General features: G+C 42.3%; 21 protein-coding genes and 3 tRNA genes. 15 read left to right on the top strand and 9 right to left on the bottom strand.

Annotated features, from left to right (window positions below):
- Positions 1–283: 283 nt before the first annotated feature.
- The 9 genes from ACKX2L_RS09710 to dnaA form a co-directional block, all read right to left on the bottom strand.
- Positions 284–371, bottom strand: a tRNA-Ser gene (locus ACKX2L_RS09710).
- An 81-nt stretch (positions 372–452) separates the two neighbouring features.
- A complete protein-coding gene (locus tag ACKX2L_RS09705) occupies positions 453–1013 on the bottom strand; it encodes a Fe-S-containing hydro-lyase (RefSeq protein ID WP_497551453.1) in 561 nt (186 codons plus the stop codon).
- A gap of 54 nt (positions 1014–1067) precedes the next feature.
- Positions 1068–1910 (bottom strand): fumarate hydratase, encoded by an 843-nt coding sequence (locus ACKX2L_RS09700; RefSeq protein WP_497551454.1) that lies wholly within the window; start codon positions 1908–1910, stop codon positions 1068–1070.
- Between the two features lie 144 nt (positions 1911–2054).
- A complete protein-coding gene (gene gyrA / locus ACKX2L_RS09695; protein WP_497551455.1) occupies positions 2055–4619 on the bottom strand; it encodes a DNA gyrase subunit A in 2565 nt (854 codons plus the stop codon).
- A gap of 16 nt (positions 4620–4635) precedes the next feature.
- Positions 4636–6558, bottom strand: coding sequence for a DNA topoisomerase (ATP-hydrolyzing) subunit B (gyrB, locus tag ACKX2L_RS09690; RefSeq protein WP_497551456.1), 1923 nt, complete (start codon positions 6556–6558; stop codon positions 4636–4638).
- Positions 6559–6573: 15 nt separating this feature from the next.
- Positions 6574–7653 carry a DNA replication/repair protein RecF gene (recF, locus tag ACKX2L_RS09685; RefSeq protein ID WP_497551457.1) on the bottom strand — a complete coding sequence of 360 codons (1080 nt, stop codon included), beginning with the start codon at positions 7651–7653 and terminating at the stop codon, positions 6574–6576.
- Complete coding sequence (locus ACKX2L_RS09680; protein WP_497551458.1) at positions 7650–7868, bottom strand: RNA-binding S4 domain-containing protein; 219 nt, start codon at positions 7866–7868, stop codon at positions 7650–7652. Before ACKX2L_RS09680 ends, recF begins: the two co-directional genes overlap by 4 nt.
- 24 nt (positions 7869–7892) lie before the next feature.
- Positions 7893–9032: a DNA polymerase III subunit beta gene (gene dnaN, locus ACKX2L_RS09675; protein ID WP_497551459.1), complete on the bottom strand. Its 1140-nt coding sequence runs from the start codon at positions 9030–9032 to the stop codon at positions 7893–7895.
- A gap of 298 nt (positions 9033–9330) precedes the next feature.
- Entirely contained in the window at positions 9331–10665 is a 1335-nt protein-coding gene (gene dnaA, locus ACKX2L_RS09670; protein WP_497551460.1) for a chromosomal replication initiator protein DnaA, read from the bottom strand.
- Between the two features lie 521 nt (positions 10666–11186).
- Here dnaA and rpmH point away from each other — a divergent pair.
- The 15 genes from rpmH to ACKX2L_RS09595 all read left to right on the top strand — a co-directional run bounded on the left by rpmH (position 11187) and on the right by ACKX2L_RS09595 (position 23740).
- Entirely contained in the window at positions 11187–11321 is a 135-nt protein-coding gene (rpmH, locus tag ACKX2L_RS09665; protein WP_173432051.1) for a 50S ribosomal protein L34, read from the top strand.
- 67 nt (positions 11322–11388) lie between these two features.
- Positions 11389–11751, top strand: a complete 363-nt coding sequence (gene rnpA / locus ACKX2L_RS09660; protein ID WP_497551461.1) for a ribonuclease P protein component — start codon at positions 11389–11391, stop codon at positions 11749–11751.
- Entirely contained in the window at positions 11745–11957 is a 213-nt protein-coding gene (gene yidD / locus ACKX2L_RS09655; RefSeq protein WP_497551462.1) for a membrane protein insertion efficiency factor YidD, read from the top strand. Before rnpA ends, yidD begins: the two co-directional genes overlap by 7 nt.
- 17 nt (positions 11958–11974) lie before the next feature.
- On the top strand, positions 11975–13258 hold the full coding sequence (locus ACKX2L_RS09650) for a YidC/Oxa1 family membrane protein insertase (RefSeq protein WP_497551463.1): 1284 nt from the start codon (positions 11975–11977) through the stop codon (positions 13256–13258).
- An 11-nt stretch (positions 13259–13269) separates the two neighbouring features.
- Positions 13270–14097: an RNA-binding cell elongation regulator Jag/EloR gene (gene jag, locus ACKX2L_RS09645; RefSeq protein WP_497551464.1), complete on the top strand. Its 828-nt coding sequence runs from the start codon at positions 13270–13272 to the stop codon at positions 14095–14097.
- 195 nt (positions 14098–14292) lie between these two features.
- Positions 14293–15666 (top strand): tRNA uridine-5-carboxymethylaminomethyl(34) synthesis GTPase MnmE, encoded by a 1374-nt coding sequence (gene mnmE, locus ACKX2L_RS09640; protein ID WP_497551465.1) that lies wholly within the window; start codon positions 14293–14295, stop codon positions 15664–15666.
- A 12-nt stretch (positions 15667–15678) separates the two neighbouring features.
- Positions 15679–17571, top strand: a complete 1893-nt coding sequence (gene mnmG, locus ACKX2L_RS09635) for a tRNA uridine-5-carboxymethylaminomethyl(34) synthesis enzyme MnmG (protein ID WP_497551466.1) — start codon at positions 15679–15681, stop codon at positions 17569–17571.
- Positions 17572–17606: 35 nt separating this feature from the next.
- Positions 17607–18332: a 16S rRNA (guanine(527)-N(7))-methyltransferase RsmG gene (gene rsmG / locus ACKX2L_RS09630; protein ID WP_497551467.1), complete on the top strand. Its 726-nt coding sequence runs from the start codon at positions 17607–17609 to the stop codon at positions 18330–18332.
- A gap of 316 nt (positions 18333–18648) precedes the next feature.
- Positions 18649–19422: a ParA family protein gene (locus tag ACKX2L_RS09625; RefSeq protein ID WP_497551468.1), complete on the top strand. Its 774-nt coding sequence runs from the start codon at positions 18649–18651 to the stop codon at positions 19420–19422.
- Position 19423: 1 nt separating this feature from the next.
- A complete protein-coding gene (locus tag ACKX2L_RS09620) occupies positions 19424–20308 on the top strand; it encodes a ParB/RepB/Spo0J family partition protein (RefSeq protein ID WP_497551469.1) in 885 nt (294 codons plus the stop codon).
- 39 nt (positions 20309–20347) lie between these two features.
- Positions 20348–20848, top strand: a complete 501-nt coding sequence (locus tag ACKX2L_RS09615) for a DUF4446 family protein (protein ID WP_497551470.1) — start codon at positions 20348–20350, stop codon at positions 20846–20848.
- A gap of 27 nt (positions 20849–20875) precedes the next feature.
- Positions 20876–21745 carry a DUF3881 family protein gene (locus ACKX2L_RS09610; protein ID WP_497551471.1) on the top strand — a complete coding sequence of 290 codons (870 nt, stop codon included), beginning with the start codon at positions 20876–20878 and terminating at the stop codon, positions 21743–21745.
- A 31-nt stretch (positions 21746–21776) separates the two neighbouring features.
- Positions 21777–21850: transfer RNA gene (locus tag ACKX2L_RS09605), tRNA-Arg, on the top strand.
- 249 nt (positions 21851–22099) lie between these two features.
- Positions 22100–23602: an MFS transporter gene (locus ACKX2L_RS09600; RefSeq protein ID WP_497551472.1), complete on the top strand. Its 1503-nt coding sequence runs from the start codon at positions 22100–22102 to the stop codon at positions 23600–23602.
- Between the two features lie 65 nt (positions 23603–23667).
- A tRNA-Lys gene (locus tag ACKX2L_RS09595) sits at positions 23668–23740 on the top strand.
- The last annotated feature ends 54 nt before the right edge of the window (positions 23741–23794 follow it).

Below are 23794 nucleotides of genomic sequence, written 5' to 3'. Positions count from 1 at the left end.
AACTCTCATGTTAAAAGTTTGATTTTCTGGTCTCGAATGCGCTAGTCTGTCATTCGTTTCCTTCGCTTTACTGCTTTTAGGTTTGTTATGTCTCCATAACGCGTTCTTTAAAAAATTCTCTCGTTTAGAATCTTTCAAGGTTGTTTCATTGTTCAGTTATCAAAGAGCTGTTCTCATTGCCGCTCTCGGCGACAACTTCTATATCATATAATTTTCATAGAATGTTGTCAAGCGTTTTTTTGAGAAAAATAAAAAAGATGTTTGAAACATCTTTTTTATCAAACGGAGAAGGAGGGATTTGAACCCTCGCGCCGGTTTCCCGACCTATACCCTTAGCAGGGGCACCTCTTCGGCCTCTTGAGTACTTCTCCGTATTGCCTACCGATTTCTCGATAACGCAAGTGATATTCTAACAAAGTATTGATTCTTTGTCAAACAATATCTTCTGTCTTTTATTCATAACTTTTATTTCTGTATTTTTTCGGTGCTTCCTCATAGAGGTTTCCGCCATGATCATCATTGACTACAATGACCGGAAAATCTTTGATTTTAATCTTTCGAACAGCCTCTGCTCCCAGATCCTCATATGCAATCACTTCGGAGCTTATAATTTTTTGGGATAGAAGGGCTCCTTCTCCTCCAATTGCAGCAAAATAGACGCAATGGTTTTCTTTGATTGCTTCGAGTACTTCTTTCGAACGCTTTCCTTTTCCAATCATTGCCTTTACGCCTAACTTCAAAAGGCTTGGTGTATATTTATCCATACGACTGGCCGTTGTCGGACCCGCTGATCCGATCACTCTGCCCTCCCTGGCCGGAGACGGGCCCATATAATAAATGGTAGCACCTTGGGGTTCAAAGGGAAGTTTTCGTCCTTCCTCCAGGCATTCCATAAAGCGCTTATGTGCGGCATCTCTTGCAACATACACTTCTCCTGACAAATAGACATAGTCACCGATCCGGAGAGAATCCGCTATTTCATCTGTGATTGGCAGTGTCAAATGCTTTTCCATGACAGGCTCCTTATCTCTTCTGTATGATTTCCACTCATCTTTGAACGATCCTCATTAGAGAATCCGACTTACGTGACGATTGACATGACAGCAGATATTGACTGCCACAGGAAGGCCTGCAATATGAGTCGGATAGGTATTCACATGCACAGCCAATGCTGTAATCCTGCCTCCGAGTCCGGCCGGTCCGATACCGAGATCATTTATTCTTTGAAGCATTTCCTTTTCCAGCTCTTTGACCCACTTTTTCTGCTTTAATGGCTCTTCTTCTCTGGTTAAGGCTTCTTTTGCCATTTCCGCTGCTTTCTCAAAATCGCCTCCGATTCCAACGCCGACGACCATAGGGGGACAGGCATTAGGACCGGCGTCCTTGACTGCCGTAAGAATAGCATTTTTCACACCATCCAAGCCTTCAGCCGGTTTCAGCATAAAAATTCGAGACATATTTTCTGATCCGAATCCCTTGGGGGCGACTGTGATTTTCACCTTGTCTCCCTTGACGATTTTGGTATGAAGAATGGCCGGTGTATTGTCATTCGTGTTTAGCCGTTCGATGGGATCCATAACAACCGATTTTCTCAGATAACCGCCGACATAACCCCGTCGAACCCCTTCATTGACTGCATCTTCCAAATATTCCCCGGTCAGATGCAGATCCTGACCGATCTCAAGAAAGACAACCGCCATGCCGGTATCCTGACAGATTGGAATCTGGTCATTCGATGCAATTTCCAGATTTTTTTTCAAATCCGATAGGATTTTCTGTCCGAGTTCGGATTCCTCCATTTTCTCTGCCTGGTCTAACTTCATCAGCATGTCATCCGATAAGGAGTAATTTGCTTCCATGCACATGGAAGCAATCTGGTCCCGGATCAGATCTGTATTAAGTTCTCTCATTTCCTTTTCCTCTTCCTTTTTTCTTAATTTCTTAAAAATCTAAGCCTTTTTTCCTGGAATAGTTCTAGAGCACATTTGGATTTTATATAGATCCCCTGGAAGAAAAATACAGGGATCCATCGGATCCCTGTAAATGAAAAACGATCAATTGTCATCATTCTCTGATTCCGTATCATCATCGAAATCATCAGAATCAACTGCATCCATATCCCTATCCAACTTTAAGTCTTCTTCCTCCTCAGAGTCCGATGCATCAATATCCATATTGGTATCCTGACGGACCTTAGCCATGGAAGCTACGAAAACATCCGGATCCAGATTGATCAGTTTCACACCGGAAGTAATTCTGCCGGAAAGAGCTGTATCTACAACTTTGATCTGGATGACAGTACCCTCTGTCGTGATCAGCATCATTTCGTCATCTTTATTGACTGCCTTGACACCAACCAGATTTCCTGTCTTCTCCATAAGCTTATAGCACTTGACTCCCTTGCCTCCTCTATGCTGGGTCGGGAACTCCGAAATCAAAGTACATTTACCAATGCCCTTGGCGGAAACGATCATCAGAGATTCCCCATCTTTTGCCAACTGCATATCGATCACATCGTCTCCCGGCGTCAGAGACATACCGATCACACCCATGGAATCTCTTCCTGTGGTCCGGACATCGTCTTCGTTGAAACGAATACTCATCCCATATTTGGTAAAGAGCATGATTTCATCCGAACCGGAAGTCTTCTTAACACCGATCAATAGGTCGTCATCTCTCAGACGGATGGCCATCAGACCGGATTTCCGAATATTCTGATACTCTGACAGTCTGGTTCTCTTTACAATTCCGGACTTCGTTGCCATGAAGAGGTAGGAAGTATCATCCATTTCTTTCATTGAGATCATAGATGTGATCCTCTCATCCGGCATGAGCTGGAGGAGATTGACAATTGCTGTTCCCTTTGCAGTTCTGGATGCTTCCGGAATCTCATATGCCTTCAAACGATAAACTCTGCCCAGATTGGTGAAGAAGAGAATATTATGATGCGTTGTTGTCATCATCATTTCAACGATATAGTCATCGTCCAAGGTTTCCATTCCCTTGATTCCCTTACCGCCTCTATGCTGAGCCTTGAAATTATCCGGTCTCATTCGCTTGATATAGCCGACCTTGGTAAAGGTAATGATCGTATTCTTATCCGGGATCAGATCCTCCATGGAAATTTCATCCTCGTCGAATCCGATGCTGGTACGGCGATCATCACCATATTTATCTGCAATCTCCTGAATTTCATCCCGAATGACGATCAGAAGTTTGTTATGATCTGCCAGAATTTCCTTCAATTCCGCAATTTCCTTCAAAAGTTGCTGGTATTCGCCCTCGATTTTGCTTCTTTCCAAACCGGTCAGAGCACGAAGACGCATATCAACGATAGCCTGCGACTGTGCATCTGACAGTCCAAACCGTTTCATGAGTTCATTCTTTGCAATCTGTACCGTCTCGGATGCACGGATAATAGAGATCACTTCATCGATATGATCCAGTGCAATCAATAATCCCTGCAGAATATGGGCCCGGTCTTCCTTTTTATTTAAATCATAACGAGTCCGTCTTGTAACGACATCTTCCTGGTGCTTGAGATAGACATTTAAAACATCCTTCAGAGTCAGGATCTTCGGCTCGTTATTGACAAGCGCCAACATGATGACACCGAAGGTATCCTGAAGCTGGGTATGCTTAAAAAGCTTATTCAGCATAATATTGGGATTGACATCCCGACGGAGTTCAATGCTGATCCGCATTCCTTCTCTGGATGACTCATCTCTTAAGTCTGTAATTCCATCCAGTTTCTTTTCCTTAACGAGATCCGCAATATTCTTAATCAAACGTGCCTTATTTACAGCATAGGGGAGTTCGGTTACAACAATTCTGTGCTTGCCGTTTTCCATCGGCTCAATATCTGTAACCGCACGAACACGGATCTTACCACGTCCGGTTTTATAGGCCTGTTCGATTCCGGAATGACCGAGGATCATGCCCCCTGTCGGGAAATCCGGTCCCTTGATATCCTCCATTAATTCTTCAATTGAGGTCTCCCGGTCTTCATTGACCCGGTTATTGATCATACGGACACAAGCTGCAATCACTTCTCTTAAGTTATGAGGAGGAATATTGGTTGCCATACCTACCGCAATACCAGTTCCTCCATTTACCAAAAGGTTCGGAAAACGAGCCGGCAGAACCGTCGGTTCTTTTTCGGTATCATCGAAGTTCGGCATGAAATCAACCGTATCTTTATCGATGTCCTTCAAAAGAGCCATGGAGATCTTACTCAGTCTGGCCTCGGTATATCGCATGGCAGCTGCGCCATCTCCATCGACCGATCCAAAATTTCCATGTCCGTCGACCAGAGGATAACGGGTAGACCAGTCCTGAGCCATATTAACCAGAGCTCCGTAGATGGAAGAGTCTCCATGCGGATGATATTTACCCATGGTATCACCAACAATACGGGCACTCTTACGATGAGGCTTGTCCGGTCCGTTATTCAACTCGATCATGGAGTAGAGAACACGTCTCTGTACCGGTTTCAATCCATCCCTGGCATCCGGAAGTGCTCTGGATACGATTACACTCATGGCATAATCAATATAAGAGCTCTCCATTGTTTCTTTCAGATCGACATCTCGAATCTGATCAAAAATCTTGTCATCCATTTAAAAACCCTTCCTCCTAGATATCCAGGTTCTGTACATATCTCGCATTTTCCTCGATGAACTCACGCCTCGGCTCAACCTGATCACCCATCAGAACGGAAAATGTAACCTCCACATCAGAAGGATTATCCTCATCCATATTTACACGTTTCAGAATTCGGCTTTGCGGATCCATCGTTGTCTCCCAGAGCTGGTCTGCATCCATTTCTCCAAGTCCCTTATAACGCTGGATCTTATTATTCTGGTCTCTTCCAATCTCACTAAGGATCTGATTCAGCTGTTCATCACTATATGCATACCAGACCTTTTTGTTCCGCTCGATCTTATACAAGGGCGGCGTTGCCAGATAAACATGACCCTGACGGATCAATTCCGGCATAAAACGATAAAGAAAAGTCAGCATCAATGTTGCAATATGAGCGCCATCGACATCGGCATCCGTCATGATGATGATTTTGTCATAACGTAGTTTCGAAATATCAAAGTCATCATGGATTCCCGTACCAAATGCCGTGATCATAGAACGGATCTCGGCATTATCATAGATCCGGTCTTCTCTTGCCTTTTCTACATTCAAGATCTTACCACGGAGGGGCAGAATTGCCTGGGTTGCCCGGCTTCTGGCCGTCTTTGCTGAACCGCCGGCGGAATCTCCCTCGACGATGAAAATCTCACATTTACTTCTGTCTTTTTCTGTACAGTCGGCCAGTTTTCCGGGAAGAGAGAAGGAATCCAAAGCAGACTTTCTTCTGGTCAGGTCTCTGGCCTTTCTTGCCGCATCCCTTGCCCTTCTGGAATCAATAGATTTATCACAGATTATTTTCGCCGCATCCGGATGCTCTTCCAAAAAACGATCCAGCTGCTCTGTAACAACGCTTTCAACCGCTCCTCTGGCTTCGCTGTTTCCCAGCTTCTGCTTGGTCTGTCCCTCAAACTGAGGCTCTTCGATCTTGATACTGATAATCGATGTTAAACCTTCACGAATATCATCTCCGGAGAGGGCATCCTCATTTTCCTTCAAGAAACCGTGATCTCTGGCATATTGATTGACTGTCTTCGTCAATGCATTACGAAAACCTGTCAGATGAGTGCCGCCTTCCGGCGTAATCACATTATTGACAAAAGAATAGCAGGATTCCTCATAGGAATCGTTATGCTGCATGGCAACTTCGACTTTGATTCCATCCCGGATCCCTTCGCAGACAATCACATCCGGATAAAGCGCCTGCTTGCTCCGATTCAAATAAGTGACAAACTCTGCGATGCCACCCTCGTAATGGAATACTTCTTCTCTTTCCTGGCCTTCTCTATGATCGGTCAGAGTGATTTTTAAGGCCTTGGTCAGAAAAGCCGTCTCTCTCAGGCGGACACGAAGCGTATTGTAATTATAAACTGTCGTCTCGAAAATGCTTTCATCCGGTTTAAATGTAACCCGTGTTCCAGTCTGACCATCATCATAGGTGCCGACCTGTTTCAGAGGATACATGGTTTTCCCCTTCTCATATCGCTGTTCCCATATGATGCCGTCCCGCTTGACCTGAACGACCAGCCAGTCGGAGAGTGCATTCACAACCGAAGCACCTACGCCATGAAGACCTCCGGATACTTTATATCCTCCACCGCCGAACTTACCGCCGGCATGAAGAATGGTAAAGACAACCTCAACGGCCGGAATTCCGGCCTTTTTATTGATTCCGGTTGGAATACCACGTCCGTCATCCGTAACCGTAATGGTATTATCCGGATTGATTTCCACATGAATATGGGTACAATAACCAGCCAAAGCCTCATCTACAGAATTGTCGACGATTTCATACACAAGATGATGCAGACCACGCTCGGAAGTAGAACCGATATACATACCCGGACGCTTTCGAACAGCTTCCAGACCTTCCAAAATCTGAATCTGATCTGCTCCGTATTCTCTATTTTCTGCCATAAAAGAAAACCCTTTCTATCTGTCCATTTTTCCATCTGTCACATGGAAAACTTTATTCACCGGAAATTGACGCCGAATGAAATCCTCCATACCCGTGCAGGTAATGAATGTCTGTATATGTCCTATACCGGAAAGCAGATCATCCTGACGGCTCTGATCTAACTCCGAAAGAACATCATCCATGAGAAGAACCGGCTTATCCTTGATTATTTCTTCCACCAAACGAATCTCAGATAGTTTCAGAGAAAGAGCACAAGTTCTCTTCTGTCCCTGAGAACCGAATTTTCGCATTTCAATTCCATTCGATCGGATCAAAAGGTCGTCCCGGTGCGGCCCTAGGGAAGTCTGAGCAAAACGAATATCCTTTTCCCGGGCAGATCGTAACAAGTCCGAAAAATCGGAAACTTTACAGCTTGGCTGATAAATGACTTCCATGTCTTCCTGTTTTTTTGTAAGGCCGCTGTGGATCTCATGCGAGATCTCATTTAATTCATCGGAAAAATCCTGCCGTCTCTCTATGATCCGGCTGCCATAATGAACCAGCTGCTGGTCCCAGACATCCAGGGTTCCTTCCAGATCAGGATGAGTATAGAGATCCTTTAACAGTCTGTTTCTCTGATCCAGGACCTTATGATAGTTCTTCAAATCTTCGAGATAGATCCGATCCAGCTGGCAAAGTTCCCGATCCATGAAGTTTCGCCTCTCAGCCGGACCCTCTTTGATGATATCCAGATCTTCCGGCGAAAAGAAAACCAGGTTCAGAATACCAAACAGTTCACTGGCACGATGGATGGGCAGTCGATTGACAAAGATGGTCTTCGTTTTATTTCTTCGTAAATGTAAATCGATCCGATCCTTCCGACCTTTTTTTGAAACTTCGGTTCGAATATGAGCCTCTTCACAACCAAAACGGATCATTTCCCGATCCTTACTGCCGCGGTGTGACCGACTGGTTCCGCAAAGATAGACCGCTTCGAGAAAATTGGTTTTTCCCTGAGCATTGTTGCCATAGAAGATATTGATTCCCGGATCCGGACGAATCGAAAGCGCAGGATAATTGCGGAAATCCTTCATTTCAACTTCTTCTATGATCATTCTCTGACAACCTGATAGCTCTCATCTTCGAAGGTAAAGACATCCCCTTCGACCAGCTTTCGTCCTCGTCTTGTTTCTGTATCTCCATTCACCTGAACCTGACCATCCTGGATCATAATTTTTGCATCCAGGCCGGAACCGACGCATCCGGCCTTTTTCATGGCCTGGCCCAGGCGAATAAAGTCATCTCCTTCTCTCAATGTCACTTTTTCCATGATATGCTCCCTATTGGTTTCTATTTAACGATTGACCGGAAGAATGATATAGATATAAGTCTCCTCATCATCCTTAATGGAGCAGGGTGCCTTGGAATTGATGAAATAGAAGGTAACCTCCTCATCATCAATGACACGAAGAGCATCATTCAAAAACTTCGGATTGAAGGCAATATTGATATCCAGACCTTCCTTCTCAATTTCAATCTTTTCATCAAAAGAAGAATTCATGGTACGAATATTTAATTCCATCAGTCCATCTGTGACATTAATCACGAAGGGTTCTTTCTTTCCTTCGATTGTATAGAGAAGATTGGCACGATTGATACAATCCAAAAGTTCCTTTCGATTGATCCGAAGCTTGGTCTGATATTCCGAAGAAACCATCTGATCGATATTGTAATAACCGCCCGGAAGAAGAGTGGAGATCACCTTTGTCTGATCGAAGTCAAAACGGATAAAACGGGTCTCATTCATACTATTTTCCGAAACTTTGGAAATATAGATCTTGACCTGGTCGTCTGCACCGCCAGACAGAATCTTCGAGATTTCATTCAGACTCTTACCGGAAACAACAACATCACACTGGAAGGGGTTCGGATTCAAATCCTCATTTAAGAGAACATTTCGAATGGATATCCGATGTCCATCCAGAGATTCGATCCGAAGACGATTATCCTTGATCTTAAATTGCTCACCCGTCATCGGTTTCTGATCATTGCTGTCAGAAATGGAGAAAATGGTCTGCTGAATCACATCACGAAGCATCATCTGAGAAATAATGATTGGCTGCTCCTCTGAAACCAGTGGAAGAGTAGGAAAATCTTCCCCGGATCTTCCCATCGTTTCAAATTTTGCCTTACCACAGACAATCTTGGTTTTAAAAGAATCATCGGATTCGATTGTCACCTCATTCGATGACAAGGATCTTATGATTTCAGAAAAGAATTTTGCATTTAATGCAACCATTCCCCGTTCTTCAATCTGTCCTTCGATCTTCGTTTCAATACTAAGTTGTGTATCTGATGCAGTCAGAACAATTTCATCTTCTCTGGCATCAATTTTAATGCATTCCAGAATGGTTACGGTTGTTCTGGTAGGTACAGCTTTGGAGACAATATTAACTGCCTTTAATAACTCGCTTTGGCTGCAAACGATTTTCATTCGCTTTCTCCTTTCGCAAAAAGAGTATATATATAATTTTTTTAATAATAGTATTCTTAAGGACTGTGGAATGGTTGATAAGGTCTGAAAAAGGCTTAAAATGAAGGATCCTAAGGAAGGATAAATCAGAAAAACATGTGTAGATTCTGTGTTTCTGATTGGGATAAAGGGTAGATAAATAACTTCTCTTCTTTTCCTCTTACATGATCTTATTTTATCTTATTTTTGCTTTCCACAGATTTTACACTTCTTATCCTCTAAAATTTCAGGGCCCATCAACAGGTTATAAACATCGAAATCAGGACGGACTGATTTTCTTTTTAATGGCTTCGATCTGCTGACGGAGGTCTTCTTCCTTTTCATATTCTTCGGCAATTTTATTGGCACCATGAATAATGGTTGAGTGGTCACGTCCTCCAAGGAGATTTCCAATCGCTTCTAAGGGAACCGTCGTCATCTGCTTACAGAGATACATGGCAATCTGCCGCGGGCGGGCGATATTCTTTGCGCGGGCATTACTGGTCATTTGTTCCATGGACAGATTAAAATGTTCCGCTACAACTTCAATGATCAGCTGAGGAGTGATCTCTCTTGGTTTATCCGGAGAAATAATGTTCTGTAATTCCTCTTTGGCAATATCCATGGTAATCTCTTTGTTTTCCAGGCGGGAATAGGCGGCAAGCTTATTGATGGCGCCCTCGATTTCACGGATATTGGACTTAATATTTTCACCGATATATTGCAGAATGTCATCATTCAGGTTAATATGCTCGGTTTCTACCTTATTTTTAATAATAGCCATTCGGGTTTCGTAATCAGGATAGCCGATATCAGCCATGAGTCCCCATTCGAAACGGGAACGGATACGATCCTCTAAGGTCTTCATTTCTTTCGGTGGCCGGTCGGAAGTCAGAATGATCTGTTTTCCTGCGGAATGAAGGGCATTAAAGGTATGGAAAAACTCATCCTGGGTTGCTTCCTTACCTATTATAAATTGAATATCATCGATCATCAGGACATCAACGGTCCGATATTTATTCCGGAACTTGGTCATGGCAGAAGTATTGTTGGTAGAACGGATCGATTCGATGACTTCATTCAGAAATTCCTCGGAGGTTACATAAATGACCTTTTTATTCGGGTTTTCCTTCAGAATATAATTACCGATCGCATGCATTAAGTGGGTTTTCCCGAGTCCCGGTCCGCCGTAAATATAGAGCGGATTGTAGGCTTCCCCGGGCGTTTCCGCTACGGCCAGAGCTGCTCTATGGGCAAACTTGTTATTATTACCGACCACAAAGGATTCGAAGGTATAACGAGGATTCAGATTGCTGGAATTATTGACTTTGATGGTTTCAGAAATTGTTTCTGTTTTTCCGGGAAGGACAAATTCCAACTGATATTCTTTGCCCGTAACCGTAGCAATGGATTCCTTTAAGAGTTTCTCGTATTTTCTTTTTAAGAAATTGATACCAAGGCTGTCATTCTCCTGGGTCAGAATATAGATGGTATCCCCATCTAAATGATCGATTTTAAGCGGACGAATCCATGTCTTAAATGAAATATCCGGAATTTGGTATTCATTTTTTACAGCATCCAGGATTTGATCCCACTTTTCCTCTACTAGTTCCATAATCCTTCTCCAATATTATAAATAGGAAGAAACTCCTTTTACTTATCAACAGAATTACCCATGTTTAAAAAGCAACTTCCTATATAATAAACTACTTGTCCACAATTATCAACAAAATCAATGATCGGAAAGTCGTATTTGTGGAAAAGAGGGATATGTTACATTCACTTTTTCACAATTGCCGGGAAGTCTGTATTTTAAACAAGGAAAGGCTCTTGTTTTACATTTTTCCATCTTGTTTTCAACGATATCTGCAGATTTTATCCACAGACTTATCAACATCTTGTGGATAAGTTTTTAATAGAAACCTTGGTTTTGTACATGTGGATAAAGTGGATAACTTGTGAATAACTTTTGTTAATAAACCATGTTTATCTTCGTCTTTGGTATTATTTTTATCTTTTCTCTGAAAATCATTGAAATTCTGTGGTTTTTCTTGACTTTGAGGGATCCTTTGATATAATTGATGCTAGTGTTTTTTCTAAAAATATCTAAAAAATGAACGAAGGAGGTGGGCACATATGAAGATGACATATCAGCCGAAGAGAAGACAGAGAGCCAAGGTTCATGGTTTCCGTTCCAGAATGAGCACTGCCGGTGGAAGAAAAGTCCTTGCTTCCCGCAGATTAAAAGGAAGAAAGAAATTAACAGTATAATTGTTACTTAAACAGGCCACATTTTTTGTGGTCTTTTCTTCTTTTCAGGTTTATTAACGGGGTAAATATGGTTTTTAGCGAGTCACTAAAGAAGAGTCAGGATTTTCATAAAGTTTATGAAGAAGGTTTTTCCCTTGCGGATCCTTTCCTTGTAATGTATGTCTTGGAAAACCATAGCCAGATGAATCGACTTGGAATCTCTGTAAGCAAAAAAGTAGGCAATAGTGTAATTCGACATCATTTGACGAGACTGATCCGAGAAGCATATCGACTGCATGAAGAGATGTTTGGCACCGGGCTGGATATCGTAGTCGTTGTCAGGAATCGAGCAAAGAAGTCATCCTATTTTCAAATAGAAAAATCTTTGCTTCATCTTGCAGATCTTCACAAAATTACAGTTCAGACTGAGAGGAAAGACAGTTCATGCTGAAAAGACTTTTTATTTATTTGATCCGTCTTTATCAGAAATATTTGTCGCCTTTAAAGACGACAAAATGTCCTTATTATCCAACCTGTTCTCAGTATGGATTGGAAGCAATTGAAAAATATGGCGCATTAAAAGGAGGACTTCTGGCTTTCTGGCGAATCCTCCGTTGTAATCCTTTTTCTAAGGGAGGATATGACCCTGTGCCTTAACTCTAAAGGGGGTTATTTTGACAGAACTATATCTCACGGCATATAATGGTGCCTTCTTAGGACCCATTGCCAAAGGACTTGGTTGGATTATGGATAAGATCTATATTTTCCAAACCAATGTACTCCATATTAACAGTATTCCTCTGGCAATTATTTTATTTACCATTGTAATCTATATTGCTCTTTTTCCGCTGACCTATAAGCAGCAGAAGTTCTCTGTTCTTTCTTCGAAAATGCAGCCTGAAATGAAGAAGATTCAGGATAAGTATAAGAACAAGAGATCTGATCAGGCGGCTATGGCAGCTATGAATGAAGAGACCCAGGCACTTTATGATAAGTATGGCATTTCCCCGATGGGAAGTTGTGTTCAGCTGATTATTCAGATGCCGATCCTCTTCGCTCTTTATCGGGTATTCTATAATATCCCGGCTTATATCAACTCCGTTAAGAATGTATTCACCTCTGTTGTTAATGGTATTATTGCGACGGATGGTTATACTTCTAAAATGAAGTCATTGATTAGCGATGCGGCCGTAAAGAATATCACCAACGTGACCTTCAATGGTAAGGGTGGAGTAGCAGATAAAAACCATATTATCGATGTTCTCTATAAGTTAAGTGATAACGGGTGGGATATTGCAGCAAAGAAGTTTTCATCCATTTCTGATACTTTTGCAGATGCTCACCATCACCTTTCTTCCATTAATAATATTTTTGGTCTGAATGTCTCCGATACGCCTTGGAATATTATGAAGACATCCTTTGAAAGCCATGCTTATCTCATTGTGATTCTTGCTCTTCTTTTTCCTATTTGTTCTTATTTGTCCCAGGTCATCAATATGAAGGTGTCCCAGGTGAATAACAGTATGGGAGATGATGCGGCAGCTCGTCAAATGAAGACCATGAATATCATGATGCCTTTTATGTCTTTGATCTTTGCATTTACCGTACCTCTTGGTTTGACCATTTACTGGATTGCCGGTGCTCTTGTTCGTACCGTACAGCAGGTTTTCCTCAATCGTCATTTTGCTAAGATCAATCTTGATACTATTATTGAAGCAAATAAGGAGAAGGCAAAGAAAAAGGCTGAAAAGCGTGGCATCCGCCAGGCTCAGATTTATAATGCTGCAAATATCCGGACCAGGAATACGAATACCATGTCCGGTAAGGCAAACTCCGTATCCAGTCGTTCGGAAGAAATTGAAAAGGCCAATGAAATTCGTAAGAATGCAAAGAAGGGCTCCATGGCCTCGAAGGCAAATCTGGTCAGTGATTACAATTCGAAGAATACAAAGAAATAAGGGGGTTTGCTATGGAATATCAGAATTTTAAAGGGAAAACAGTCGAAGATGCCTTGACCAATGCATCAATCGCTCTTGGAATGACAAGCGATCACATCTCTTATGAGGTCATTGATAAAGGAAGTGTTGGTTTCCTTGGTTTTGCCAGTAAGGATGCTGTGATTCGGGTTCGCCTCGGAGAGGATTCCGAAGAGGATGCGAAAAAGGAAGAAATTTCTGAAGAAGATGATTCCGCAACTGCAGCGAATCAAGAGTCTGTTGTTGAAAACAGGGAGGAAAAGGATAAGGAATCTTCTGAGCCAGATCAGTTAAAGACGGTATCAGATGATCCTTCCCATGCAAAGGATCAGGATAAGAAAAACCTTTCCATCAGTGACGATGAAATTTCGAAAGTAGAAGATGTTGCTGAAAACTTCTTGAATGATGTTTTTGACAAGATGGGTCTCACTGTTTCTATTAAGAAAGATTATGATCAGGAAAGTAAATCTCTGAATCTGGATCTCGTTGGCCCTGATATGGGTGTGATCATTGGTAAGAGGGGCCAGACACTGGATTCTCTTCAATATCTTACGAATCTGGTTGTGAATCGAAAGACTTCTAATTATGTTCGGGTGAAGATCGATACAGAGAATTATAGAGAACGCCGAAAGGAAACCCTTGAGAATCTGGCTCATAATGTTGCCTACAAGGTGAAAAAGACTCGCCGGCCGGTTGCTTTGGAATCCATGAATCCTTACGAACGTCGTGTGATTCATGCTGCTTTGTCGGAGGATCCTTATGTGACAACGCATAGCGAAGGAGAAGAACCCTATCGTTATGTAGTTGTTACTCTGAAGTAATATTGGCTAAAGCCATAGTCCTTTCAATATCAGGATACAATCATGGCGGGAAGAGGGCTGTGAAATGGAAGGTGGATCATTCCCGCCTGACATTTTCACAGCTCTTTTTTTGAGAATCTCAGTTTATTCTTCTGGTTAGAGAATTTTATCCACTCTCATGGATGGAATGCTTTTTAATGAATAGGAGTTCTTATTTTGAGTGATACAATAGCTGCAATCTCTACCGGTATGAGTGATGCCGGAATCGGTATTATCCGAATCAGTGGAGATGACGCTCTAACAATTGCAAATTCTGTCTTTCAAGGAACCGATTTAAGAAAATGTAAACCGAATACTGTTCATTACGGTCATCTGGTAGATCAGGGAGAAATCGTAGATGAGGTTTATGCTTTGGTCTTTCACGGGCCGAAATCCTATACCATGGAAGATGTGGTTGAATTTGACTGTCATGGAGGAATGCGTGTATTAAGGGATGCGCTTTCTTTGATTTACCGGGCCGGTGCAAGACCTGCCGAAGCAGGAGAGTTTACCAAACGCGCTTTTCTAAACGGGCGGATTGATCTGTCACAGTCGGAATCCGTCATGGATCTGATTCATTCAAAGACCTCCTTCGAGCGTAAGGTCTCTCTTTCCCACTTAAATGGAAATCTATCGAAAAAAGTTCGAGACTTGAGGGAAAAGATCCTTCATGAAGCAGCCTTTTTGGAGGCAGCTCTCGATGATCCGGAACACTATTCCCTGGATCAATATCCTTCGGAATTGGATCAGAAAATAGAAGGTTGTATCCAAGAAATCGATCAGATGATTCGTTCCTATCAGCAGGGGAGCCTTCTGAAAAACGGTATTCGGACAGCTATTGTCGGGCGTCCCAATGTAGGAAAATCTTCGCTTTTAAACCTCTTGTCCGGTAAGGACCGGGCAATCGTGACGGATGTTCCGGGTACGACAAGAGATCTTCTGGAAGAAGAAATTGTTTTGAATGATATTCCTCTTCTCATGATGGACACGGCAGGCATTCATGAAACAGATGATCTGGTTGAGAAGATCGGTGTCAAGCGGTCTCTGGATGCTTTAAAGAATGCGGATCTTGTTTTCTTTTTGATTGATGGCTCAAGACCCTTGTCCCAGGAGGATCTATCTATTGTTTCAGATATTCCGAACGTTCCGACTCTGGTTCTTTTTACCAAATCGGACCTGGAACAGAAGGCGGATCCGGAAATCATTCGGAAAGCTTTGTCTCACCGACAAGAAAGCCGGATTCTTCATGTGAACTGCAAAAATGAGGAGACGGTCTGTATTTTATCTCATGAAATTGAAAAGCTCTTTTTGTTAGGCAATCTTTCGAATCCTGACCAGTTTTTGATCTCTAATGATCGGCAGAAATATGATATGGAAGAGGCAAGGAAAAGTCTGAAACTGGTGCAGAAGAGCATTCGAGATGGTATGAGTGAGGATCTCTTTACAATTGATTTAATGGACGCTTATCGATATCTCGGTTATGTCATTGGAGAAGAAGTGGAAGATGATCTGGTCGATAAGGTCTTTTCGGATTTTTGTATGGGTAAGTAAAGGAGAAAATCGTTGAATTACATAGATGAGACGTATGATGTAGTGGTCATCGGAGCCGGTCATGCGGGCTGCGAAGCCGGATTAGCTTGTGCAAGGCTTGGTTTAGAAACGATCGTTTTCACAGTCAGCATGGACAGTGTTGCTATGATGCCCTGCAATCCGAATATCGGTGGAAGCAGTAAGGGACATCTGGTTCGGGAAATTGATGCTCTTGGCGGTCAGATGGGTATCAATATTGATAAGACCTTTATTCAGTCGAAGATGCTGAATCCTTCGAAAGGACCGGCGGTTCATTCTCTTCGTGCCCAGGCAGATAAAGCCCGTTATAGTCTGGAAATGCGAAAGACCTTGCAGAATACTCCTCATTTGACTCTTCGACAGGCTGAAGTCAGCGAACTGATAGTAGAAGATGGTCATGTCGTAGGTGTGAAAACCTATTCCGGGGCAAGCTATCATTGTAGTGCAGCAATTTTATGCACAGGTGTCTATTTAAAATCTAGGTGCCTGTATGGAAATGTCATTGAATACACCGGTCCGAATGGTTTGAAAGCTGCAAATCACCTCTCTGCATCTTTGATTCAGAATGGAATCAAGCTTCGTCGTTTTAAGACGGGAACGCCGGCCCGAATGGATGGAAAAACCATCGATTTCAGTAAATTGGAACCCCAATATGGCGACCAGCCAATCGTTCCTTTTTCTTTTACCACGGATCCGAATTCGATTCAGAAGGAACAGGTAAAATGTTATCTCACTTATACCAATGAAGAGACTCATAATATTATTCGTGCTCACCTCGATGAATCCCCGATTTATGGTGGAGTGATTGAAGGAATTGGCCCGCGGTATTGTCCTTCCATTGAGGATAAAGTTGTTAAGTTCAGTGACAAGAAACGCCATCAGGTCTTTTTGGAGCCGGAAGGTCTGGACACGAATGAAGTCTATGTAGACGGCATGTCTTCTTCCATGCCTGAGTATGTCCAGTATCAGATGTACCGAACGGTTCCGGGTTTGGAACATGCACGTATCGTTCGGAATGCCTATGCAATCGAATATGATTGCCTGGAAGCAAATCAGCTTCTACCCAGTTTGGAATTTAAGGCAATTCATGGCTTGTTTAGCGGCGGCCAGTTTAATGGCAGCTCCGGTTATGAAGAGGCTGCCGCCCAGGGATTGATTGCAGGAATCAATGCTGCACGAATGATCCAGGGAAAAGATCCCTTGATTCTTGATCGGTCGCAGGCTTATATCGGAGTTTTAATTGACGACCTGGTGACAAAGAATAATACGGAACCTTATCGTATGATGACCAGCCGGGCTGAGTATCGTCTTCTTCTTAGGCAGGATAATGCAGACCTCCGTTTGACTCCAATTGGATACAAAGTTGGCCTGATTTCTGAGGAGCGTTATCAGAGACTTCTTAGGAAGAAAGGACTGATTGAAAATGAGATTCAAAGAGTAAGCGATATCTATTTTGGCGGTACAGAAAAAGTACAAAATTTTCTTCTTTCTCATGGATCAACCCCGCTGAAGAAGAGCCTTTCTTTTAAGGATCTTGTTTGCAGACCGGAATTGAATTATGACCTTGTTAGTGAATTGTCTCCTTCCGGTCAGGAACTTCCACAGGATGTAAGAGAGCAGATCAATATTCAGATCAAATATCAGGGTTATATTGATCGGGAAAGCAAGCAGGTTGAAGAATTTAAAAAATTGGAATCTAAGAAGATTCCGCAAGGCTTAGATTATGATCAGGTACCATCTCTTCGAATTGAAGCCCGACAAAAACTAAAGCAGGTTCGACCGATCAATATTGGACAAGCATCTCGTATTTCCGGTGTTTCACCTGCTGATATTTCTGTATTGCTGATTTATCTCAAGTCCGGAAAGTATTTGGAACAGGCAGAATAAGATATTTGACCAGAGAATTTAATGAGGATCTATCTATGGAATCTATCTCTTACCAGTATCTATGTGATTGTTTGGAAATGTTTCACGTGAAACCTTCCATGGAAGTTTATGAGAAACTAAATATCTATTATCAAATGATTGTAGAGAAAAACAAAGTAATGAACCTGACTGCTATTACGGATCCGGTGGGTGTTACTTTGAAACATTTTGCGGATTCTTTAGCCATTGCAAGTATTATGGACATGAGTCAGGACATGAGCTTAATTGATGTAGGAACCGGTGCAGGATTTCCTGGAATTCCAATCAAAATCTGTTTTCCCAATATACGTATCACTTTACTGGACTCGCTTCAAAAAAGACTGAATTTCCTGGACGAGGTGATTGAAAGACTTGGATTAGAAGAAATTAATTGCATTCATAGCAGGGCTGAGGATGGGGGAAGGAATCCGGACTTGCGTGAAAAATATGATATTGCAGTTTCAAGAGCAGTTGCACCTTTACAGATTTTATCGGAATATTGTCTTCCATATGTCAAAGTTGGGGGAGCTTTTATTGCCTATAAATCCGGTGAAACAGAAAAAGAAGTAACCGAAGCAAAAAACGGCATTCGTAAGCTGGGAGGCGGAAACATTTCCTGTCAAAAATTCACGCTCTATGATTCAGACATTCATAGGAGCCTGATTAAAATTGATAAGCTTGAGGCAACAAGTAATTTTTATCCGAGAAAAGCCGGAATGCCTTCAAAGAAACCTCTTCACTAAGAGGGCAAAGGAAAGGAAGTATGTTTCACGTGAAACATACGGAGAGAGCATACGGATAAAGAAAGACTATGATAGAAGCAAGGTAATTGCAAAGTCAGAAAATCAGAGCTTTGATCTCCATTTCGCACAAATCGAAGGAAAAATGAAATCACCGGAAGAAATCACCGAAAGAAATCACCGGAAGAAATCACCGGAAGAAATAGCAGTGAAGAATCATCATAATTCGCATCCAAATCAAGGAAGTTAGTAAGCAAAGAAAAGCTCATCGTGATATAATCATAATCATGAATAAGTGAAAAAAGAGGGAGAGGTGTAAATGAGCAGAATTATCGCGATTGCAAACCAGAAAGGTGGAGTCGGAAAAACAACGACTGCAATCAATCTGTCAGCATGTCTTGCAGAAGCGGGAAAACGTGTCCTTGTAATAGATATGGATCCGCAGGGAAACTGTACCAGTGGATTCGGCTTGAGAAAAAATGAGATAGAGAATACGGTATATGAGTTGATTCTGGGACAGAGTTCGTTGAAACAGTGTATCTATGATGTTGAGGATCAGGAAAATCTGCAAATTATTCCTTCCAATGTTAATCTTGCAGGTGCAGAGATTGAACTTCTCGATATAGAAAATGATCGCGAATATATTCTGAGAAATGAAATCGACTATGTAAAGGATGATTATGACTTTATTATGATCGATTGTCCTCCTTCATTAAATTTACTTACTGTAAATGCAATGACGACTGCAGACTCCGTTCTTGTTCCGATTCAATGTGAATATTATGCATTGGAGGGAATCAGCCAGTTAATACATACCATTGATCTGGTAAAAGACAGATTAAATGAGAAACTTCGAATCGAAGGTGTTGTATTCACCATGTATGATGCAAGAACAAATCTCTCCTCAGAAGTAGTAAATAATGTGAAGGAAAATTTGAACACAAGAATATTCCAGACCATTATCCCGAGAAATGTAAAACTTGCAGAAGCACCTTCTCACGGTCTGCCCATCAATCTCTATGACAGCAGATCCGCCGGAGCAGAAAGCTACCGAAATCTGGCAAAAGAAGTTCTTGAAGGAAAGGAAATATAAGATGCCGGCAAAGAAGAGAAGCAGGGCCCTGGGAGCAGGCCTTGACGAATTAATACCGAAGAAGAATACTAGCGAAAAGAAAGAAAGTATATCTTTTGAAAAGGGCACGGAGATCATAGTTCCTATCTCTAAGGTGGAACCGGATCGAAATCAGCCGCGTAAGAATTTCAGTGAAGACTCTTTACAGGAGTTGGCGGACTCCATTAAACAGTATGGAATTTTTCAGCCGCTTTTGGTACAAGACAAAAAAGATTACTTCCAGATCATCGCAGGAGAAAGACGTTGGCGTGCTGCGAAACTTGCCGGATTAAAAGAAATACCGGTCATCGTACGAAATCTTTCCTCTCAGGAGATTGCAGAGGTACAGCTTCTGGAAAATATTCAGAGAGAAGACCTGAATCCAATCGAAATAGCAGAAGGATATAAGGAACTGATTGAAAATTACCACATGACACAGGACGAACTGGCTGATCGTGTTTCAAAATCCAGAACGGCGATCACAAATTCTCTTCGTTTGTTAAAACTGGATGAGCGGGTCAGGAAGATGGTCGTAGAAGAAATGATCACAACCGGCCATGCCAGGGCTCTTCTTTCTATTTCAGATCCGGACAAACAGTATGAATTTGCCCAGAAGGTTTTTGATGAAAAGATGTCTGTCCGGGAAGTCGAAAAGGCTGTGAAGAAGCTTGGCCAGAATCATAAGGTTACAAAAGAAAAAGTCGACAGCCAGTTGAAGGCAGTCTATGAACAACTCGAAGAAAATTTAAAAGAGCTGACAGGAACCAAGGTCAGGATACATGCCAAGGATGCTTCAAAAGGAAAGATTGAAATCGAATACTATTCTAAGGAAGATTTGGAGCGTATCGTTCATTTGATTAGAAAATAATGAAAACTACAACAATAGAACATATGTTTGGAGAATAAGATGTTTGAGAAATATTTAGGAATTTCAACAGATTATATCGTAATTGGTCTTGCAGCTTTATGTCTTCTTCTTTTGATCCTGCTTGTGGTAGCCCTTGTTAAAATTGGAAAACAGAGAAAGAGGCTGGACGTCTTTTTCAAAGGAAAAGATGCCAAATCGCTGGAAGATACACTAATTCAAAGGCTCAATCAATTAGACGAAGTTGCGGAGCAGAACCAGGAAAATAAAAATGGGATTTTTGCTTTGAATAAGCAGATCAAATCCGCCTTCCAGAAGTACAGTATGTTGAAATATGATGCTTTTGAAGAAAACGGTGGGAAGCTCAGTACCATCCTTGTCATGCTTGATGAAAAGAATAATGGCTATATTATCAATTTTGTCCATGGAAATAATGGAAGTTATACCTATACAAAGGAAATTATTGACGGTAATTCAATCGTTCAGCTAGGAAAAGAAGAAGAGGAAGCACTGGACAAGGCGATTCATGGGGAACAGGTGTAAGGTGACATCTTACTATAAGGGATACATATGCATAAATATCTGAAGAGTATCGGTTTTCGAGGAATTGATCATGATGATCTGAAGATTCTGAAAGAGGATGTGCAGGCTCATCCGGATATGCAGAGCCTCTCTACGTCTTTGGAAAATGAACGAATCATGGAATACCGGAAAGACTATAGTTATCATTTGGGACTGGCACTGGTAGGCCAGGAAGATCCGGAGGATGGCTTTGAAAGTGACTATTTCTACCCCTATTTCATCGGAAGTTCCATTTCTTCAAATGAAGACCTGGTTGAGATCGTCAAGAATTCGGAGAGAAATAGTTATGAAGGTGTTTTGAATGATCCAAGACTTGGGATAGATTTGATCTTCTTCCTGACGGATGATATCGCTTTGATCGAAGAGGATTCGAGGTCCGGTCAACCGGTGAATCACGGTTCGATCCGCTTGAGTGGTCTGGCGGAAAGAGCAGTGGTCCTCCTTCCCCTGGAGGAAAGCATGAAACCGGAGTCAGACCCGAAGGAAGCAGAAGGATATGACGATCTGAAAGAGGCTGTCGGTGAAGATAGTAGTGACGCAGAGGAACTTTTTTCCGTCAGAGATCTTCAATTGACGATGTCTGCCTATGGAAGGATCGAAAAAGAAGATATACTTACGGTGGTTTCGACCTATATTATGCCCAATGGAATCGAATGTGATAAATATTCAGTTCTGGGAGAAATTTTGGATTGTAAAAAATTCATGAATGAGGCTACAAGACAGACCGTATTTGTGATAACATTAGATTGTAACGGCGTCAGGATGGATGTTGTAGTGAATACCGCAGATTTGATTGGTGAGCCCATGGTCAAAAGAAGACTGCAGGCAGATATCTGGTTACAGGGAAGCATTACATAATCCAAGGAATTTGACAAAATTGCAGATAGAGGTTTCTGTAGCTCAGCAGGATAGAGCGTTCGCCTCCTAAGCGAAAGGCCGGCGGTTCGAATCCGCCCAGGAACATGAAATACGCTACCGAAGATTTCGGGTGGCGTATTTTTTTAAAATAATTGTAAAGAATGACTGAAGAAAGTATTAGATATGTAAGATTATTGTATAAAGTAAATAATTTATATTCTGCATTCCAGACTTCAATGATATAATAAAAACTACGGGTAAGAAAGATAAAAAAGGTTCCAAACAAACGAGATCTTTTCATTCTTCCATTTGGCCCTTATAAAATCAGAAGTCACAGGGAGGCAGAGTAAGAAAATGCAGACAGGGAAACACGGCAATGGAATCGGAAACCGACTCATGTATGGGGCCGGCGAATTTTTTAATGGTGGTGCTTTTGTCATCATTAATTCTTTTTTCACAGTATTCCTGATCAAGGCAATGGGGATGCCGGCAGCACTGGCTGGAACCGTACCTTTGATTGGCCATATCTGGGATGCCGTTACCGACCCGATCATGGGAAATATAACAGACCGGACGACCTCCAAAATGGGAGCCAAGCGCTTTTATATGCTGATCGGATCTTTTGCTACGGCGATTACATTTGCGACATTGTGGATCCCTTTCCGAACAGACCATCCTGTTTCCATGTTCATTTTTTATGTTCTGATGTACTGCCTCTTTTCTACGGGATCAACAATACTTATGGTTCCTTATAATGGTCTGCTTCCTGATATGATCGATGACTACGATAATCGGTCTAAATTTTCCAATGTTCGTATGATCTGGTCGACCCTGGGAGCGATGGTTTGCGGTGTTCTCCCGACGATTTTAATCTCAGATACCAGAAATACGACCATGTATCTTCGCTGTGGAGTTCTCTTCGGCCTTCTCTTCCTGATCACTTGCCTGGTAACCGTTGCAGGTACCTGGGAAAAACAGCATCATCCGGTGAAATCCAAGCTGTCGGATAGCTTTGACCATGCCGGCAGTGCTTTTCGAAGCCGTTCCTTCCGTCTCTTTGTCGGCATCTATCTGGCCGGCCAGTGCGGCATGGACTTTGTCTCCGGCATGGCTGTATATTACGTTGATGATGTGATCAATGGATACAAAAACCACTATGTCACCTATCTTATGGCCGCCCTCATCCTTGCTCAGCTGATCGGTATGCTGATCTGGGGGCCGGTGATGGCGAAGACATCCAAGAGAACAACAATTCTGATCGGTGCCCCGATCCGGATCGTCAGTACCCTTCTTTTGATCCCCTTCTCCCATGAAGGAGCCAGCATTGTCCCTATCCTGATTCTTGCAGTCGGTATCGGTATCGGAAATGCGGCAACACTAACCAGTATTTTTGCAATCATGGCAGATATGCCGGATGTTGACGAATTGGTGACTTCAGTTCATCGCCCCGGTGTGGTTTCCGGTATGTCAACCTTTGCAAGAAAAATCTCTTCCGGACTTTCCGCATGGCTGATCGGTGTACTTCTTGCAGCCGTCGGCTACAGTGAGAAGTTAGCAAATGCAGGCACAAGGCAGTCCCTGTTTACACAGAGGGGAATTGCGATGATTTTCATTTTTATGCCGGTATTCTTATGCATTCTGCTTTTCATTTTCGGTTATCGTTTTCCGATGACGGAGAAAGAATTTAATATCATAAAGACAGAGATTCAGAGACGAAAGGGAAAGGACCAGTCAAAGGCAAGCCCGGAGGAGATCAAGGTCTGTGAGAGAGTGACCGGAATATCCTATGATAAACTATGGGATCCGGCAAATCAGTGGGTAGGTAAGGGTCATCGTATTCACAAAAAAACAAAATAGAAACCGGAAAAACGCTTGCATTCGGAAAACCATTATCATATAATAGTTTTCGTGCTGATGAGCGGGCGCGATTAGCTCAGCTGGCAGAGCACCTGACTCTTAATCAGGGTGTCCAGGGTTCGAACCCCTGATCGCGCATCGGAAGGTCTTAATTTTGCGGTTCACCGTGGAGTTAGGACTTTTTTTTATACC

The organism is Porcibacter vitabionis (assembly GCF_046263795.1).
Classification (GTDB): Bacteria; Bacillota; Clostridia; order Lachnospirales; family Lachnospiraceae; genus Lachnocurva.
The sequence above is the reverse complement of the archived record's forward strand: the minus strand, read 5'-3'. Positions and strand labels throughout refer to the sequence as shown.

Excerpts from the sequence above, each read along its gene's own strand:
- ACKX2L_RS09705 (WP_497551453.1), bottom strand. The coding sequence starts at position 1,013 with ATGGAAAAGCATTTGACACTGCCAATCACAGATGAAATAGCGGATTCT.
- ACKX2L_RS09700 (WP_497551454.1), bottom strand. The coding sequence starts at position 1,910 with ATGAGAGAACTTAATACAGATCTGATCCGGGACCAGATTGCTTCCATG.
- gyrA (WP_497551455.1), bottom strand. The coding sequence starts at position 4,619 with ATGGATGACAAGATTTTTGATCAGATTCGAGATGTCGATCTGAAAGAA.
- gyrB (WP_497551456.1), bottom strand. The coding sequence starts at position 6,558 with ATGGCAGAAAATAGAGAATACGGAGCAGATCAGATTCAGATTTTGGAA.
- recF (WP_497551457.1), bottom strand. The coding sequence starts at position 7,653 with ATGATCATAGAAGAAGTTGAAATGAAGGATTTCCGCAATTATCCTGCG.
- ACKX2L_RS09680 (WP_497551458.1), bottom strand. The coding sequence starts at position 7,868 with ATGGAAAAAGTGACATTGAGAGAAGGAGATGACTTTATTCGCCTGGGC.
- dnaN (WP_497551459.1), bottom strand. The coding sequence starts at position 9,032 with ATGAAAATCGTTTGCAGCCAAAGCGAGTTATTAAAGGCAGTTAATATT.
- dnaA (WP_497551460.1), bottom strand. The coding sequence starts at position 10,665 with ATGGAACTAGTAGAGGAAAAGTGGGATCAAATCCTGGATGCTGTAAAA.
- rpmH (WP_173432051.1), top strand. The coding sequence starts at position 11,187 with ATGAAGATGACATATCAGCCGAAGAGAAGACAGAGAGCCAAGGTTCAT.
- rnpA (WP_497551461.1), top strand. The coding sequence starts at position 11,389 with ATGGTTTTTAGCGAGTCACTAAAGAAGAGTCAGGATTTTCATAAAGTT.
- yidD (WP_497551462.1), top strand. The coding sequence starts at position 11,745 with ATGCTGAAAAGACTTTTTATTTATTTGATCCGTCTTTATCAGAAATAT.
- jag (WP_497551464.1), top strand. The coding sequence starts at position 13,270 with ATGGAATATCAGAATTTTAAAGGGAAAACAGTCGAAGATGCCTTGACC.
- rsmG (WP_497551467.1), top strand. The coding sequence starts at position 17,607 with ATGGAATCTATCTCTTACCAGTATCTATGTGATTGTTTGGAAATGTTT.
- ACKX2L_RS09625 (WP_497551468.1), top strand. The coding sequence starts at position 18,649 with ATGAGCAGAATTATCGCGATTGCAAACCAGAAAGGTGGAGTCGGAAAA.
- ACKX2L_RS09620 (WP_497551469.1), top strand. The coding sequence starts at position 19,424 with ATGCCGGCAAAGAAGAGAAGCAGGGCCCTGGGAGCAGGCCTTGACGAA.
- ACKX2L_RS09615 (WP_497551470.1), top strand. The coding sequence starts at position 20,348 with ATGTTTGAGAAATATTTAGGAATTTCAACAGATTATATCGTAATTGGT.
- ACKX2L_RS09610 (WP_497551471.1), top strand. The coding sequence starts at position 20,876 with ATGCATAAATATCTGAAGAGTATCGGTTTTCGAGGAATTGATCATGAT.
- ACKX2L_RS09600 (WP_497551472.1), top strand. The coding sequence starts at position 22,100 with ATGCAGACAGGGAAACACGGCAATGGAATCGGAAACCGACTCATGTAT.